Source organism: Gordonia sp. SCSIO 19800 (assembly GCF_018132775.1).
Classification (GTDB): Bacteria; Actinomycetota; Actinomycetes; order Mycobacteriales; family Mycobacteriaceae; genus Gordonia; species Gordonia hongkongensis.
This window is the reverse complement of record NZ_JAGRQM010000004.1, coordinates 230,111-244,378: the sequence shown is the minus strand read 5'-3', so window position 1 is coordinate 244,378 and position 14,268 is coordinate 230,111. Positions and strand designations below refer to the sequence as shown.

At 68.2% G+C, this 14,268-nt stretch carries 16 protein-coding genes and 1 tRNA gene; 8 read left to right on the top strand and 9 right to left on the bottom strand.

Annotation, left to right across the window (positions count from 1 at the left end):
- Positions 1-20: 20 nt before the first annotated feature.
- The 6 genes from KB201_RS06925 to KB201_RS06900 all read right to left on the bottom strand — a co-directional run bounded on the left by KB201_RS06925 (position 21) and on the right by KB201_RS06900 (position 4,626).
- Positions 21-257, bottom strand: a complete 237-nt coding sequence (locus tag KB201_RS06925) for a hypothetical protein (RefSeq protein ID WP_058251086.1) — start codon at positions 255-257, stop codon at positions 21-23.
- 39 nt (positions 258-296) lie between these two features.
- Entirely contained in the window at positions 297-1,532 is a 1,236-nt protein-coding gene (locus KB201_RS06920) for an MFS transporter (RefSeq protein WP_211538699.1), read from the bottom strand.
- Positions 1,529-3,028, bottom strand: coding sequence for an MFS transporter (locus KB201_RS06915; protein WP_307848051.1), 1,500 nt, complete (start codon positions 3,026-3,028; stop codon positions 1,529-1,531). The genes KB201_RS06920 and KB201_RS06915 overlap by 4 nt, the downstream gene beginning before the upstream one ends.
- 187 nt (positions 3,029-3,215) lie before the next feature.
- Positions 3,216-3,977, bottom strand: a complete 762-nt coding sequence (locus KB201_RS06910; protein WP_058251084.1) for a TSUP family transporter — start codon at positions 3,975-3,977, stop codon at positions 3,216-3,218.
- Between the two features lie 8 nt (positions 3,978-3,985).
- Positions 3,986-4,459, bottom strand: coding sequence for a RidA family protein (locus tag KB201_RS06905; protein ID WP_058251083.1), 474 nt, complete (start codon positions 4,457-4,459; stop codon positions 3,986-3,988).
- Positions 4,460-4,461: 2 nt separating this feature from the next.
- The gene (locus KB201_RS06900; protein ID WP_004022081.1) at positions 4,462-4,626 is read right to left on the bottom strand and encodes a DUF4177 domain-containing protein; all 165 of its coding nucleotides are present in this window, start codon (positions 4,624-4,626) and stop codon (positions 4,462-4,464) included.
- A gap of 43 nt (positions 4,627-4,669) precedes the next feature.
- Here KB201_RS06900 and KB201_RS06895 point away from each other — a divergent pair, with 43 nt between their 5' ends.
- Positions 4,670-5,740 (top strand): ArsA-related P-loop ATPase, encoded by a 1,071-nt coding sequence (locus KB201_RS06895; protein ID WP_058251082.1) that lies wholly within the window; start codon positions 4,670-4,672, stop codon positions 5,738-5,740.
- On the top strand, positions 5,740-6,834 hold the full coding sequence (locus KB201_RS06890) for an ArsA family ATPase (protein WP_058251081.1): 1,095 nt from the start codon (positions 5,740-5,742) through the stop codon (positions 6,832-6,834). The genes KB201_RS06895 and KB201_RS06890 overlap by 1 nt, the downstream gene beginning before the upstream one ends.
- A 179-nt stretch (positions 6,835-7,013) precedes the next feature.
- On the opposite strand, the gene KB201_RS06885 is transcribed toward KB201_RS06890, so the two are convergent.
- A complete protein-coding gene (locus tag KB201_RS06885; RefSeq protein ID WP_004022078.1) occupies positions 7,014-7,322 on the bottom strand; it encodes a WhiB family transcriptional regulator in 309 nt (102 codons plus the stop codon).
- A 322-nt stretch (positions 7,323-7,644) separates the two neighbouring features.
- Between KB201_RS06885 and KB201_RS06880 the strand changes: the two genes are divergently transcribed.
- The 4 genes from KB201_RS06880 (at position 7,645) to KB201_RS06865 (ending at position 12,097) form a co-directional block, all read left to right on the top strand.
- The gene (locus tag KB201_RS06880; protein ID WP_058251080.1) at positions 7,645-10,092 is read left to right on the top strand and encodes a penicillin-binding protein; all 2,448 of its coding nucleotides are present in this window, start codon (positions 7,645-7,647) and stop codon (positions 10,090-10,092) included.
- A gap of 84 nt (positions 10,093-10,176) precedes the next feature.
- Entirely contained in the window at positions 10,177-11,184 is a 1,008-nt protein-coding gene (locus tag KB201_RS06875) for a metallophosphoesterase (RefSeq protein ID WP_058251079.1), read from the top strand.
- Positions 11,181-11,906, top strand: a complete 726-nt coding sequence (locus tag KB201_RS06870) for a haloacid dehalogenase type II (RefSeq protein WP_058251078.1) — start codon at positions 11,181-11,183, stop codon at positions 11,904-11,906. The genes KB201_RS06875 and KB201_RS06870 overlap by 4 nt, the downstream gene beginning before the upstream one ends.
- Entirely contained in the window at positions 11,903-12,097 is a 195-nt protein-coding gene (locus KB201_RS06865) for a hypothetical protein (protein ID WP_058251077.1), read from the top strand. Before KB201_RS06870 ends, KB201_RS06865 begins: the two co-directional genes overlap by 4 nt.
- 71 nt (positions 12,098-12,168) lie before the next feature.
- Here KB201_RS06865 and KB201_RS06860 read toward each other — a convergent pair.
- A tRNA-Pro gene (locus tag KB201_RS06860) sits at positions 12,169-12,242 on the bottom strand.
- A gap of 199 nt (positions 12,243-12,441) precedes the next feature.
- On the opposite strand from KB201_RS06860, the gene KB201_RS06855 reads away from it, so the two are divergent.
- Both KB201_RS06855 and KB201_RS06850 read left to right on the top strand, forming a co-directional pair.
- Positions 12,442-12,867 (top strand): hypothetical protein, encoded by a 426-nt coding sequence (locus KB201_RS06855; RefSeq protein WP_058251076.1) that lies wholly within the window; start codon positions 12,442-12,444, stop codon positions 12,865-12,867.
- A gap of 143 nt (positions 12,868-13,010) precedes the next feature.
- A complete protein-coding gene (locus tag KB201_RS06850; protein ID WP_058251075.1) occupies positions 13,011-13,625 on the top strand; it encodes a lipocalin family protein in 615 nt (204 codons plus the stop codon).
- Between the two features lie 64 nt (positions 13,626-13,689).
- Here the strand turns inward: KB201_RS06850 and KB201_RS25165 are convergent, their stop codons facing one another.
- Entirely contained in the window at positions 13,690-14,133 is a 444-nt protein-coding gene (locus KB201_RS25165; RefSeq protein WP_058251150.1) for a helix-turn-helix transcriptional regulator, read from the bottom strand.
- Positions 14,134-14,268 lie beyond the last annotated feature (135 nt).

The window sequence follows — 14,268 nt, the reverse complement described above, 5'->3', positions numbered from 1 at the left end:
ACCTTTCGACGATCGGTTGTTCACATGGTTCGGTTCGCCGTGCCCGGGACCGGTACCCATGGCTCGACGTCGACGACTCGGCCGGAACGTTCGGCGATGACCAGAACGGGCGCGTCGAGCCCGATCGGTGCGGCGGCGCGGGCGAGGAACCGCTCGGTTCCGCCGGCCAACGGCAGTTCGATCTCCCCGAGGAGTTCGCCGCCCGGTATCGACATAGTCACCGTCCCGGTACGCCCGACGAGTTGCGATGCTGCCATCCGACGGCCTCCCTGGTGTCCCCGTCCGTGTGTCGAACCCTAGGCCATGGCGGTCCGTCGTCGGTCGCGGACACCGTCGAGCACCACGTAGGCCGCCGTCAGCACCGCGATCACGGCGGCGCCGAGCACCAGGACCCCGTAGCCGAAGGCCCCGACGACGAGTCCGGAGAGCGCGCCCGCGGCCGCGCCGGCCAGACTCATCGCGGTGTCCGAAACCCCCTGCGCCGGTGCGCGTCGCGCGGTGTCGACACTGTCGGTGAGGAGCGTGGAGGCCGCCACCGTCGACGCCGACCATCCCACGCCGAGCAGGACCAGCGCGACGACGAGACCCGTCTGCGATTCCGCGAAGACGAATCCGACCACGCAGCTGACGACGAGTGTCGCCTGACCGCCGAGGATCACCGGGATCCGGCCGGTCCGGTCGGCGAGCAGGCCCATCACCGGTGCGAGCGCGTACATCCCGGCGATGTGCGCGCTGATCGACAGGCCGACCAGCGTCACCGAGGCGCCCCCGTGATGCATGTGGACCGGCGTCAGCGCCATCACCCCGACCATGACCGCGTGCGCCGACACCACCGCGGCCATCGCGGCCCGCGCCGGCGGCGAGTGCGTGATCGCCGAGAGCCCCTCGGCCAGCGACGCTTTGACACGACCCCCGTCCGTGTCGCCGGTCGCCACGACCAGCGGGTCGGGGCGGAGGCCGACGAACAGCACGGCCGCCGCCCCGAGGCACCCGACCGCACCCACGAGGAACGGTCCCGACAGATCGGCCATCGCGAACCACCCGGCGACGGTGGCGCCGATCGGGACCACCGCCGGCCCGATCACCGCGCCGACCATCGTCGTCCACACCACGAGCGAGAGGTCGCGGCCACGAGTGCCGGCCGACGACAGATCCGTTGCCGCGAAACGTGCCTGCAGACTCACCGCGGTGCCCGACCCCACCCCGGCCATCCCGACGAGCATCAACGCGAACCAGCCGCGATCGACGGCGGCGGCCACGACCAGCGAACCGGCCCCGGCGATCACCAGGCCCGTGGTCAACGCGGGACGCCGCCCGCGTCCGGCGGCCAGGGACGCCAGCGGGAGACCGGCGGCCGCGGCCCCCAGCGTGACCACGGTCGTCGGTATCCCGGCCAGGGACGCCGTTCCCGACAGTTCCTCACCGAGGATCGCCCCGAGCGCCAGCGCTCCGCCCATCGACAGGCCGGCCAGGATCTGGGCCGTGCACAGCAGGACGATGGTCCGCCGTTGCAGAGCGACGTTCTCACTCATGATCGCGGACGACCGGGTCTGCTCCGCATCCGCAGCGAATTGATCGTGCCGAGAACACCCGCAGCGAGTGGGACCACAAGCGCCACCTGTAGCGCGACCGGCCGGACTTCGGTGTTGATCCGGATGATCTCGTCGCTTACGTCCGTGGGCTGCCCGGCCAGCAACTCGGTCAGTTGTGTATTGCTCATGACCTGTGCGTCGTCGTCGAGCACCTGCGCCACCCGCTGCTGTTCCGCGGGCGCCAGGACCTCGCTGGACTTTGCCTCGCGCGCGAATCCGAAGGCGAGCGAGGCCAACAGGATCGCACCGGCACTCGCGAGTCCGAAGGACAGACCGAATGATCCGGCCGCAGAGTTGGTTCCGGCCGCCTCGCTCACACGCTCGTCGCTCATCGGCCCGAGCGTGTAGTCGTTCAGCTGCGAGACGAGCAGCCCCAGGCCGGCACCCGCCACGACGAGTGGCACGACGAGACCCCAGCCGAAGTCCGCCCGCGGCACGATCGGGAGCAGAACCGCGACCCCGAGCGTGAGCAAGCCGAAACCGATGAGCACCAACGTCGACGGGGGCCGGGTGTGTGTCCGCCGACCGGCGACCAGCGCGACCGCGAACATGCTGAGCGACAGGGGCGCCAGGGACAACCCGGCCTCCATGGCGTCGTACTCGAGGACCATCTGCAGATAGATCGGCAGCGAGATCATGATGCCGCCGAGAGCGATCTGCTGCAGCAACTGCTGGCTGACGCCCAGGCGGAACGGCTTGGAGCGAAACAGGTCCGGGTCCAATAGCGTGGGCCGCCCGGCGCGCCGCCGGCGGGTCAGCCACCAGGTCAGTCCGCCCAGACCCGCGGCACCCAGGACCAGCAGGATGCCGACGGCCTCACCGCCCTCCTGCCAGACGAGGATCCCCAGCACGATCCCACCCATTCCCAGCACCGAGAGCAGAGCACCGACGGGGTCGACTCCCCGTGGACCCGTGTACTCGACGTCGCGGACCAAACCGATGCCGCACAACACGATCGCGATGATGACGACCTCACCGACGAAGGCGATCCGCCAGGACAGGTATGTGGTGATGAAACCGCCCAGGAGCGGGCCGACGGCGGCCGCGATCGCGGCGGCGGCGCCCACGAGGGCGTAGACCCGCTTCTGGTCGCCGCCGTGAAAGTTGCCGTGTACCAGCGACTGCATCGCGGGCAGGAGCAGGGAAGCCCCTATCCCGCCGACGATCGCCCAGAAGACGATGATCGTCGTGAGACCTTGTGCGAGCGCCATGGCCGACGCGCCCACGGCATAGGCGAGCAAACCGATCACGTAGGCCCGCCGGCGACCGATCAGATCCCCGACCTTGCCCCCGATCAGGATGAACGCGGCGGACACCAACGCCTCGAGCGCAATCGCCGACTGCACACCGCTCACGGTCGTGTCCAGATCACGGACCACCGCCGATATGGACACATTCATGAACGAGGTGTCCACGACGAGAACGAACATCGCCATCGCGAGGAGCAGCGCGAGGACCCGCTGCTTTCCCGACAGCGGCGTCGCGGCCTCGGAAGCCGTCGAATCGCTGATGATGCACCGCCTCTACGACGATCGGGTCGCGACCCGTCCGCTGCGGGGTCGACGAGGAGAGCATAGTTCGGCCGATGCCGTTCCACAGCGCTGTCCGCCGAGTCCGGCCACCTCAGCCGACGATCAGGTCGTACCCGAGCTTCCCCACCATCACGACGACGACGGCCAGCAGGACCCACCGCACGAACGAACTGCCGCGGCCGATCGCCATGTGCGAGCCGATCTGGGCGCCGACGACGTTGGCGATGGCCAGGCCGAGACCCAAGAGCCACAGCACATTTCCCTGCAGGCCGAAGACCGTGAGGGCGCCGAGGTTGGTACCGGTGTTGATGACCTTCGCCATCGCCGAGCTCTCCAGGAAACTCGTCCCGACCAGCGCGGTCAGGCTGATGATCAGAAAGGTACCGGTCCCAGGACCCATCACCCCGTCGTAGAAGGCCACGACGACACCGGCCAGCACCAGACCCGCGATCGTCGAGACGCGCGAGCGCGGTCCCGTCGACGCGTCGGTCCCGAAGCCGGGATTGAGCGCGACGAACAGTCCGACCCCGACCAGCATGACCAGCACGATCGGCGTGAAGATCTCGGTGGGCAGGACGACGGCCACCGTCGCGCCGAGGGCCGAGAAGACGAGCGCCGCAACGAACACCGGGATCAGGCGACGAAGATCGATCCGGACGTGCCGCACGTAACGCCACGCTGCCGACGCGGTCCCGAAGACCGCCGCCAGCTTGTTGGTCCCCAGGGCCGTCGCTATCGGCAACCCCGGCTGGGCGATCAGCATCGCCGGGATCAGCACGAGGCCACCGCCGCCGACCACGGCGTCGACCCACCCGGCCGCGGCGGCCGCCGCGATCAGCAGCGCGACGTCCAACGGAGACGTCAGGCCACTTCGACGATCAGTTCCACCTCGACCGGTGCACCGAGCGGGAGTTCGGCGACCCCGACAGCGGACCGGGCGTGCACGCCGGCGTCGCCGAAGATCTCACCGAGGACGTCCGACGCCCCGTTGATCACCGCCGGCTGCCCGGTGAAACCCGGTGCGGACGAGACGAACCCCACGACCTTGACCACCCGGACGACCGAGTCGATCCCGACCAGCGCGTGGATCGCGGCGAGGGCATTGAGCGCACAGACCCGAGCTGCCGCAGTCGCCTCATCCGGCCGAACGACGCCTTCGGCGCCCTCATGGACCTTGCCCCGCGCCGACAGTTCGCCGTCGACGATGGGCAGCTGTCCCGAGGTGTAGACGAGGTTGCCGGTGCGCACGGCCGGGGTGTAGCTCGCCACCGGTGGCACCACCGACGGGAGTTCGATGCCCAGTTCGGCCAGACGATCGGTCCACGTGGTCGCCATGGTCAGCCCTTCGGTCGCTTCAGGTAAGCGACGTGCTGCTCGCCGGTGGGACCGGGCAGAACCGAAACCAGTTCCCAACCGTCTGCGCCCCACTGATCGAGGATCTGCTTCGTGGCGTGCGTCAGCAGCGGCACGGTCACGTATTCCCACGCGGTCACTTCACTCATGGACTCACCCTATCTGGCGACGGTCAATGGATAAGGTGTTGCGGTGGCCAACGAACAGGGCTCACGATCCGGGTCGGGTGAGGCGCTCGATTCCGGCGTGACAGACAACTCCTCCGTCGCGCGCGAGAACGAGTGGCCGGCGGCCGCCGCGCGAGCTCGCCTGCACTTCGTGACAGGCAAGGGCGGCACCGGCAAGACCACGATCGCCGCGGCGCTCGCACTCGCGCTCGCCGCCGACGGCAAGAAGGTCCTCCTCGTCGAGACCGAGGGTCGCCAGGGCATCGCGCAGGTCTTCGACATCCCGCCGCTGCCACCCACCGACACCCGCATCGCGACCGCCGAGGGCGGCGGCGAGGTGTCCGCGCTGGCCATCGACATCGAGCACGCCCTTCTCGAGTACCTCGACATGTTCTACAACCTCGGCTTCGCCGGCCGCGCGATGAAGCGGATCGGCGCGATCGACTTCGTGACGACGGTCGCTCCCGGACTCCGCGACGTCCTGCTCACCGGCAAGATCAAAGAGCGCATCATCCACACCGACAAGCAGGGCAACCGCGTGTACGACGCGGTGGTCGTCGACGCGCCGCCGACCGGCCGGATCGGCAATTTCCTCGACGTCACCCAGGCCATGGCCGACCTCGCCAAGACCGGCCCGATCCGCAACCAGAGCGAAGGTGTCGTCCGCCTGCTCCACTCGGAAGAGACGATCATCCACCTGGTGACGCTCCTCGAGGCGATGCCGATCCAGGAGACGATCGAGGCGATCGACGAACTGCGGGGCAAGAACCTCAACCTCGGCAGTCTCGTCATCAACCGCGTCAGCGAACCCCACCTGCCCGCCGAGGTGATCGACGAGATCGCCGAAGGTCGGGTCGACGCGGGGCGTGTCGAGGACGGCCTCACCGCCGCCGGACTCAAGCTCGCCGACGGGGACCTGGCCGGCCTGCTCACCGAGACGATCGAGCACGCGACCCGCCTGCAGGCGCAGCAGATCGCCAAGGCACAGCTCGACGAGGTGGAGATGCCGACACTCGAACTGCCGTCCCTCGGTGACGGCGTCGACCTGGGGTCGATCTATGAGCTGGCCGACCTCCTCCAGAAAGCGGGTGCGTGATGCCACTCGACCTCAAGATGGGCGCGGTGCTCACCGACCCCGCGACCCGCGTCGTGATCTGTTGCGGCGCAGGCGGAGTCGGCAAGACAACGACTGCTGCCGCGATGGCGATGTACGCCGCCGAACAGGGCCGGACCGTGGCCGTGCTGACGATCGACCCGGCCCGGCGCCTGGCGCAGTCGCTCGGGATGTCCGAACTCACCAACGACCCGCAGCCGGTCGCGATCGACGGCAAGGGCACGCTCGACGCGATGATGCTCGACATGCGGCGCACGTTCGACGAGATGGTGCTCGAGTACTCCACTCCCGAACGCGCCGAGGCGATCATGCAGAACGCCTTCTATCAGACGGTCGCCTCGTCGTTCTCCGGGACGCAGGAGTACATGGCGATGGAGAAGCTCGGCAAGCTTCTCGAGCAGGACCACTGGGACCTGATCGTCGTCGACACCCCGCCGTCGCGCAACGCACTGGACTTCCTCGACGCCCCGCAGCGGTTGGGGTCGTTCCTGTCCGGGCGTCTGATGAAGGTGCTGGTCGGCGGCGGTCGCGGCGTCGGCCGGATGGTGACCGGCGCGATGAGCCTGGCCATGCGGGGTGTCTCGACGATCATCGGCGGCGAGATGCTCCGCGACGTGGCGACCTTCGTGCAGTCACTGGACTCGATGTTCGGCGGCTTCCAGGACCGCGCCGCGAAGACCTATGCCCTGCTGAAACAGCCGGGCACCCAGTTCGCGGTGGTGGCTGCGGCCGAAGCCGATGCCCTGCGGGAGGCCGCGTTCTTCGTCGACCGCCTGTCCGAGGAGTCGATGCCGCTTGCCGGACTGATCCTCAACCGGACCCACCCGAACCTGACGTCGATCCACGAGGAGGCAGCGCTGGTCGCCCTCGAATCGGTCAACGACGAACTGGCTCGCGGTGTACTCCGGATTCACGCGGATCGGGCCGCCACCGGGAAGCGCGAACTCCATCTGCTGCAACGGTTCACGGCGTCGCACCCGCGGGTGCCGATCGTCGGGGTCCCGGCGCTGCCGTTCGAGGTGGCCGATGTGACCGCCCTGCGCGCGGTGGCCGAGCAGATCACCGGCCGCGGCTGATCACCGAGCGCGACCAGCAGTCACCCGCTGGTTGAGCAGGCGAGGCGTGCGCCGAGACCGCCCCCTGCTGGTTGAGCAGGCGAGGAGCGTGCGACGAGCCGCCTCCTGCTGGTTGAGCAGGCGAGGAGCGTGCGACGAGCCGTGTCGAAACAACTCGACACGGCTCGGCGGAGAAGAGGTCAGACGGCGTCGCGGTGCCGCCGGCGCTGCGCGGCGAAGAACGCCGACCAGGACGTGACCTCGGGGTGCTGGCGGAGGAGTGCGCGACGCTGACGTTCGGTCAGTCCGCCCCAGACGCCGAACTCGACGCGGTTGTCGAGTGCATCGGCACCGCATTCGAGCTGCACCGGGCAGTGGCGGCAGATCGTGGCGGCTTTGCGCTGGGCCGCGCCCCGCACGAACAGATCATCAGGGTCTCCCCCTCGGCAACGCGCCTGAGCAACCCACGCCAAGCGATCCTCTTCGTTGGAAACTGCCGCTGTCGCCATCCGCCACCCCTACCTGTCGTATCTGCGTAGCTGCGAGAACGTCTCGACCTCGCTGCTCAAGCCACATTTGCAGCGAACTGTTAAGTGAGTCACATTCTGCACTCAATCTAGGGATCTGTGCTTGGGGGCGCAACCCCTGGAGCGAACAAAGTGGGACAACCGTGCAAACTCACCCGAACGGACGGCCCGCGGACGGCGGCCTCCGGCACCTCCGCCCGGCGACCCGCGGGCACCCCGACCGTCGGCTCGGGACCACGCTGCGCCGATGCCGCGGGCGAGGCAGGACGATGTTCGGAACCAACGCACGTATCCTGTCGGGGTGATGTCGAAGAAACTGTGGTCGCTGGCGTGGGCGAGCCTGCTGGCCGGAGTTCTCGTCGCCGGCCTGCTCTACCCCGTGGCCAGCGGAATCGGCGTCGTCTCCAACCGGGCGGCGGCCGCTGTCGAGAACGTGTCCTCCGAACTGCTCAACGGCACGTTGCCGGAGGTCACCACGATGACCGACGTCGACGGGAAGCCGATCGCGGTGCTGTTCGACCAGTACCGGTATCAGGTCGGCTACAACGACATCTCGCCCGACATGATCCGGGCGATCATCTCCGTCGAGGACCGCCGGTTCCTGGAACACGACGGCGTCGACTGGAAGGGCACCATCCGTGCCGCGCTGAAGAACTCATCGTCGGGCGAGGTCCAGCAGGGTGCGTCGACGCTCGACCAGCAGTACATCAAGAACTATCAGCTCCTGGTGCTCGCACGGACCGAGGCGGACCGCCAGGCCGCGATCGAGACCACACCCGCGCGCAAGCTCCGCGAGGTGCGCATGGCGCTGACCCTCGAGCAGACCCTGATCGATCAGGCGAAACGCGACAAGGGCCTCGACGACGCCGCTGCCAAGCAGGAGGCGAAGAAGCAGATCGTCACGCGGTACCTGAACGTCGTCCCGTTCGGCAACAACGCCTACGGCATCGAGGCCGCCGCGCAGACCTACTTCGGCATCCCCGCCAAGGACCTGCGGGTCGAGCAGGCCGCGTTGCTGGCCGGCATGGTGCAGTCCAGCTCCGCGCTGAATCCGTACTCGAACCCCGAAGCCTCCCTCGCGCGCCGGAACATCGTGCTGGACACGATGATCGACAACTTCCCGGAACGACGCGCCGAGCTCGTCGCGGCCAAGGAGGCGCCCCTGGGCGTGCTCCCGAGTCCGCGGACCCCGACCCAGGGCTGCATCGCGGCCGACAACAACGGCTTCTTCTGCGACTACGCCCTGCAGTTCCTGGCCGAGAACGGCATGTCCCGCAACTCGGTCCTGCGCGGCGGCTACATCATCCAGACCACGCTCGACCCCGAGATCCAGCGGTCCACGGTGCGGGCGGTGAAGAGTCAGGCCAGCCCGACCGCCGACGGCGTCGCCGACGTGATGAGCACCCTGCGTCCGGGCAAGAAATCGCACGACGTGCTCTCGATGGCGTCGAGCCGCGACTACGGTCTCGATCTCAACCGCGGCGAGACGATGCAGCCACAACCCTTCTCGATGGTCGGCGACGGTGCCGGCTCGGTGTTCAAGATCTTCACCGTCGCCGCCGCAATGGAGAAGGGTCTCGGCGCCGGCTCGAACATCCCCGTCCCCGGGTCCATCGCCGTCGAGGGCATGGGCAACAGCGGCGGGGCCAACGGATGTCCGGCCAATGCGTACTGCGTCAAGAACGACGGCCGCTACCCGGCGTCGATGTCGGTGACGAACGCCCTGGCACAGTCGCCGAACACCGCTTTCGTGAAGCTGCTGCAGCAGGTCGGCGTCAAGCCGGCGGTCGACATGGCCGTCCGCCTGGGCCTGCGTTCGTACACCATCCCCGGGTCGTCGGGTTACGGCGAGAAGAGCATGGCCCAGTACGTCAAGGACGGGAACTTCGGCTCCTTCACCCTCGGCCCGCTACCGCTCAACGGCCTCGAGCTCGCCAACGTCGCCGCCACCATCGCGTCGGGCGGCACCTGGTGCCCGCCCAACCCGATCAAGTCGATCAGCCAGATCAAGCGGGACCAGTACGGCAACCCCGTCATCGGACCGGACGGCCGGCGCGCCCTGACCGCGGTGCCGTTCACGCCACCTCCGTGCGAGCAGGTCGTGGACGAAGGCCTGGCACACTCGCTGGCCAACGCCATGAGCAAGGACGACGTGGGCGCCGGCACCGCGGCCGGTGCCGCGGGCTCCGCGGGCTGGACGCTGCCGATGTCGGGTAAGACCGGCACGACGGAAGCGCACCGCTCCTCGGCATTCGTCGGGTTCACCAACCAGATCGCCGGCGCCGCGTACGTCTACAGCGACGGCCCGAACCCGCAGGGCGTCTGCAGCAGTCCGCTGCGCTCCTGCTACGACGGCGACCTCTACGGCGGCATGGAACCGGCGCGCACCTGGTTCCAGGCCGTCAAACCGGTGGCGACGAAGTTCGGCCCCGTCAACCTGCCCCCGATCGACCGCGAGTACTGGAACGGCAGCGACCGGGGCCGTATCCCGCAGGTCAGCGGCCTGCCCGCCAGCGAGGCCACATCGCGCCTGCAGGGTGCCGGGTTCAAGGTCAGCGAGCTCGACGTGGACAGCGGACGCCCGCAGGGCACCGTGGTCTTCACCGCACCGTCCGACTCGGCCATGCCCGGCAGCACCGTGACGATCTACGTCAGCAACGGCCGCCGCGCCGGCGGTGACGAGGGCGGCCCCACCGAGACCACCGTCGTGGTACCCGGTGTCGGCCCGGTGGTGATCCAGCTACCCGGCTGACCCGCGATCAGACAATCGACGCCCCGCCCGCGCTGCTCACGAAACCGGGGCGGGATCGTCGTGGGGGATGCGTATTCTGGGGTGATGCAGCACTCCGAACTCGACATCGCACGCCTCGGCATCTCTCGCCTCGGTCCGTCCGGTTCCGGGGTACCCGCGCGCGCTCTGGCCGGCGCGGCGGGACTCGCCGCCGCCGGACTGCTCTACTCGACGGTGATCGAGCGCAACGCCTTTGCGTTGCGACACACGACGCTGTCCGTTCTCGAACCGGGCGCCTCGCCGTTACGTGTCCTGCACATCAGCGACCTGCACATGATGCCCAACCAACGCCTCAAGCAGGCGTGGATCGCCGAGCTCGAGGCGCTCGAACCCGACCTTGTCGTCAACACCGGGGACAACCTCGCGCACCCGCAGGCCGTGCCGTCGGTCATCCAGTCGCTCGGTGGGTTGTTGTCGCGGCCCGGCCTGTTCGTCTTCGGGTCCAACGACTATTTCGGCCCCAAGCCGAAGAATCCGTTCAAGTACTTCAAGAAGGACCATCAGCGCACGCACGGCGAGCCCCTGCCGTGGCAGGATCTGCGTGCGGCGTTCACCGAGCGTGGATGGCTCGACGCGACGCACACGGTCCGCGAGCTGGAGGTCAGCGGCGTGCGGGTCGTCGCGGCCGGCGTCGACGATCCCCACATCGAGCGAGACCGCTACGAGACGATCGCGGGCCGCCCGAACCCGCTGGCACACTTGCGGCTCGGACTCACCCACTCCCCCGAACCGCGGGTCCTCGACCGGTTCGCCGCGGACGGCTACGACCTCGTGATGGCCGGACACACGCACGGCGGCCAGCTCTGCCTGCCGTTCTTCGGCGCGTTGGTGACGAACTGCCAGTTGGATCGCTCCCGGGTCAAGGGTCCGTCGAGCTGGGGGTCGTCGATGAAGCTCCACGTGAGTGCGGGTCTGGGCACGTCCCCGTACGCCCCGGCACGCTTCTGCTGCCGCCCCGAGGCCAGCCTGCTCACCCTCACACCTGTGTCGCACGGTGATGCCGACTACGACGCCGACCAGTCGCTCCCGCAGCTGGCCCGGGAGACCATGTGAGCGTTGACCTTCATCCCCGCGTGAAGGTCCTGGCGTTCGACACCTTCGGGACGGTCACCGACTGGTTCACCGGGATCTCCGGCGCCGTCGGCGCGATCGCACCGGAGGTCGACGCAGCGGCGTTCGCGAAGGAGTGGCGACGCCGGTACTCGCCGATCCTGGCTCGCGTGGAATCCGGCGAACTGCCGTGGCGTCGCCTCGACGACCTGCAGACCGAGACGCTGCACGACGTCGCCTCGCTGTTTGCACTGACACTCGACGACGATCAGGCCCGCACCCTCGTCCGTGCGTGGCGGACGATTCCGGCCTGGCCGGACGCGGTCGAGGGTCTGCAACTCCTCAAACGCGATCACATCGTCTGCGCACTGAGCAACGGCACTGTCGCACTGCTCACCGACATGGCCCGGTACAACGCGTTCCCCTGGGACGTGATCGGCGGGTCCGACCTCTGGCGGCACTACAAACCTGCGCGCGAGACCTACTGCGGGCTGGCGGATCTGCTCGAGGTGGAGCCCGCCGAGGTGATGATGGTGGCCACCCACCAGAGCGATCTCGACGCCGCGCGCTCCTTCGGCCTGCGGACGGCCTTCGTCGAGCGGCCGGACGAGTGGGGCGGGGACGAGAAGGATGATTCCGGCTCGCCGGACAACGACTTCCACGCGACGGATCTCCTCGACCTCGCGCGGCAGCTGAGCCCGTCGGTGACCGGCCCGTCCCGATGACACTCGACGACCTGCTGCGCTGGGAGGATTCGGGGGCGTCGTGGCGGGTGGTCCATCACGGACCGGATGGAATCACCCTGGGTCTGCTGCGCTGCGACGGTGGCGAGGAGGTGGACCGCGTCGTCACCGACGATCCGATCATCCTGGCCCACATCGGTGGCCGGTCGTCGTCGGCCGAGGAACCGGAGTGACCCCGCAGAGACGAGGAGACCCCGACCGGATTTCTCCAGGTCAGGGTCTCTTCTGCAATCTCAACCTTGCGTCGGGGTGGCGGGATTCGAACCCACGACCTCTTCGTCCCGAACGAAGCGCGCTACCAAGCTGCGCCACACCCCGTGTGTAGCCTGCGATAGCTTATACCCCGCCCCGGCCGACTACTAAATCGCCTGGTCAAAGATGTGCCCGGTGTGGCTGAAACCCGTGCGAAGTAGCGTCGCACATCCCATCCTTGATGTGGTCCATCCGTACCAGTGCTGCCGCGCCGTCGGTCGGGACCAAGGAATCGGCGTACAACCACTGAAAGGACACGCCAACCATGAGCGCTTCCCCCGATCAGCAGGCCAACTCGTCTGCCAAGCAGGGTTTCGCCTTCGGTATCGCGATCGTGGCCGCCGCGCTGCTCTTCGTGGCCGGCTTGGTCTCGATCTTCCAGGGCATCTCGGCCATCGCGAACGACGATTTGTTCGTCGCCGGCCAGAACTACATCTTCGAGTTCGACCTCACCACCTGGGGCTGGATCCACCTGATCCTCGGCATCGTCGGGGTCCTCGTCGCCGGCGGTCTCGCGGTGGGCGCCGACTGGGCGCGGATCTCTGCGATCATCATCGCCTCGCTGTCGATCATCGCCCAGTTCCTGTGGCTTCCTTACTACCCGGCGTGGGCCATCCTGATCATCGTGCTGGACCTGATCGTGATCTGGGCTGTCTCCACCTGGAACCCCAACAACGAATACAACCTGTGACCGACCGCTCTGACGCAGTGACGACACTTCGCTGAGACGAGGGCTGCGGGGGTAACCAATCCACGACGCGCATGCGGTCCGAATCGTCTGGTGACGCTGCTCCACCTGGGCGGCGCGACGACGAACCGCCCGAAAGGAACACCATGCGCATCACCCGGTCCCTCGCAGCCCTTGTCGCCGGCGTCCTCCTCAGCGTCGGCTTCGCCGCCGGGACGGGTCCGGCACAAGCCGCACCGCTGGCCCCCGTGGCGAAGGTCGAGGTGGATCGCTACCTCGGCAAGTGGTGGCAGCTCGCCACCGTGCCGTCTTTCTTCGGGGTCACCTGCGCCCGGGACACCAGCGCGACCTACACCTATATCGACGCCAAGACGATCGGCGTCGACAACCGCTGCACCGGGCCCACCGGCATGCGTGGTGGCGTCGTCGGCCGTGCGACGGTCGTCGACCCGCAGACCAATGCCCAACTGAGCGTCCGGTTCCCACAGACACCGGGCAGCATCAACCCGGGCGGCGCACCGAACTACATCGTCGCCTACCTCGAAGACGGGCCGGATCCCGCCGGGCCGTACCGGTACGCGGTCGTCGGGGACCCCTCGCGCGGATCGGGATTCCTGCTGTCGCGCGACAAGGTGGTCCCCAACTCGGAGTTGCGTCGCCTGACCAAGGAGATCGAGAAGGTCGGGTACAACCCGTGCGCGTTCCTCGTCTCGCCGACCACCGGTGGTCGCAGCGACTATTCACCGCTCTGCACGGTGTGACGGTCAACGCCATACGATGACGCGACTCCGGCGCAGACATGAAAAGGTCTGCGCCGGAGTTGTTTCAGCCGGCCTCGGCGTCCGGTCCCGACGCTGGCGCCATCCGGCGGAACTCGTCGGGGGTGCAGCCGAACTTCGACCGGAAGCGGTTGCGCATCGTCGCCGTCGAGGCGAATCCCGACGCGTGGGCGACGGCCTCGAGTTTCAGGTTGCCCGGACCCATGAGCAGCCCCTCCGCCCACTCCAGGCGTCGATCGGCGATCATCTCGGCGAGCGACGTGGTGCCACCGGCGAGCACCCGGTACAGGTGCCGGCGGCTCACGTGCAGGTGCCGGGCGACGACCTCCACACTGAAGTCGGGATCACGAAAATTCTGCTCGATGAGGTCGGCGACCGCGGCACGCAGGTACCGCTCACTCGTCCGGACGTCCGACCGTACTACACTCGAAACCGATTCCGGCACAACACGTATCGACTGAACGTCACGACCATTGAGGACTGCGGTCACCTGGGTTCCTTCCACGCGAGAGAATGCTCCCACCCGATACACGAGTTTATCGACGGTCACACCTGCGGTCTTGGGCCTTTGGTCCCACTTTCAAGTATTCCGGTCCCGCGATTGTGCTGCGCGACGCGAACTTCC

What these genes read in the sequence shown, in the direction of transcription:
- KB201_RS06850 (WP_058251075.1), top strand. Translation starts at nt 13,011, where the DNA reads ATGCGCATCACCCGGTCCCTCGCAGCCCTTGTCGCCGGCGTCCTCCTC.
- KB201_RS06865 (WP_058251077.1), top strand. Translation starts at nt 11,903, where the DNA reads ATGACACTCGACGACCTGCTGCGCTGGGAGGATTCGGGGGCGTCGTGG.
- KB201_RS06905 (WP_058251083.1), bottom strand. Translation starts at nt 4,459, where the DNA reads ATGGCGACCACGTGGACCGATCGTCTGGCCGAACTGGGCATCGAACTC.
- KB201_RS06885 (WP_004022078.1), bottom strand. Translation starts at nt 7,322, where the DNA reads ATGGCGACAGCGGCAGTTTCCAACGAAGAGGATCGCTTGGCGTGGGTT.
- KB201_RS06880 (WP_058251080.1), top strand. Translation starts at nt 7,645, where the DNA reads ATGTCGAAGAAACTGTGGTCGCTGGCGTGGGCGAGCCTGCTGGCCGGA.
- KB201_RS06875 (WP_058251079.1), top strand. Translation starts at nt 10,177, where the DNA reads ATGCAGCACTCCGAACTCGACATCGCACGCCTCGGCATCTCTCGCCTC.
- KB201_RS06920 (WP_211538699.1), bottom strand. Translation starts at nt 1,532, where the DNA reads ATGAGTGAGAACGTCGCTCTGCAACGGCGGACCATCGTCCTGCTGTGC.
- KB201_RS06925 (WP_058251086.1), bottom strand. Translation starts at nt 257, where the DNA reads ATGGCAGCATCGCAACTCGTCGGGCGTACCGGGACGGTGACTATGTCG.
- KB201_RS06890 (WP_058251081.1), top strand. Translation starts at nt 5,740, where the DNA reads ATGCCACTCGACCTCAAGATGGGCGCGGTGCTCACCGACCCCGCGACC.
- KB201_RS06855 (WP_058251076.1), top strand. Translation starts at nt 12,442, where the DNA reads ATGAGCGCTTCCCCCGATCAGCAGGCCAACTCGTCTGCCAAGCAGGGT.
- KB201_RS06900 (WP_004022081.1), bottom strand. Translation starts at nt 4,626, where the DNA reads ATGAGTGAAGTGACCGCGTGGGAATACGTGACCGTGCCGCTGCTGACG.
- KB201_RS06915 (WP_307848051.1), bottom strand. Translation starts at nt 3,028, where the DNA reads ATGGCGATGTTCGTTCTCGTCGTGGACACCTCGTTCATGAATGTGTCC.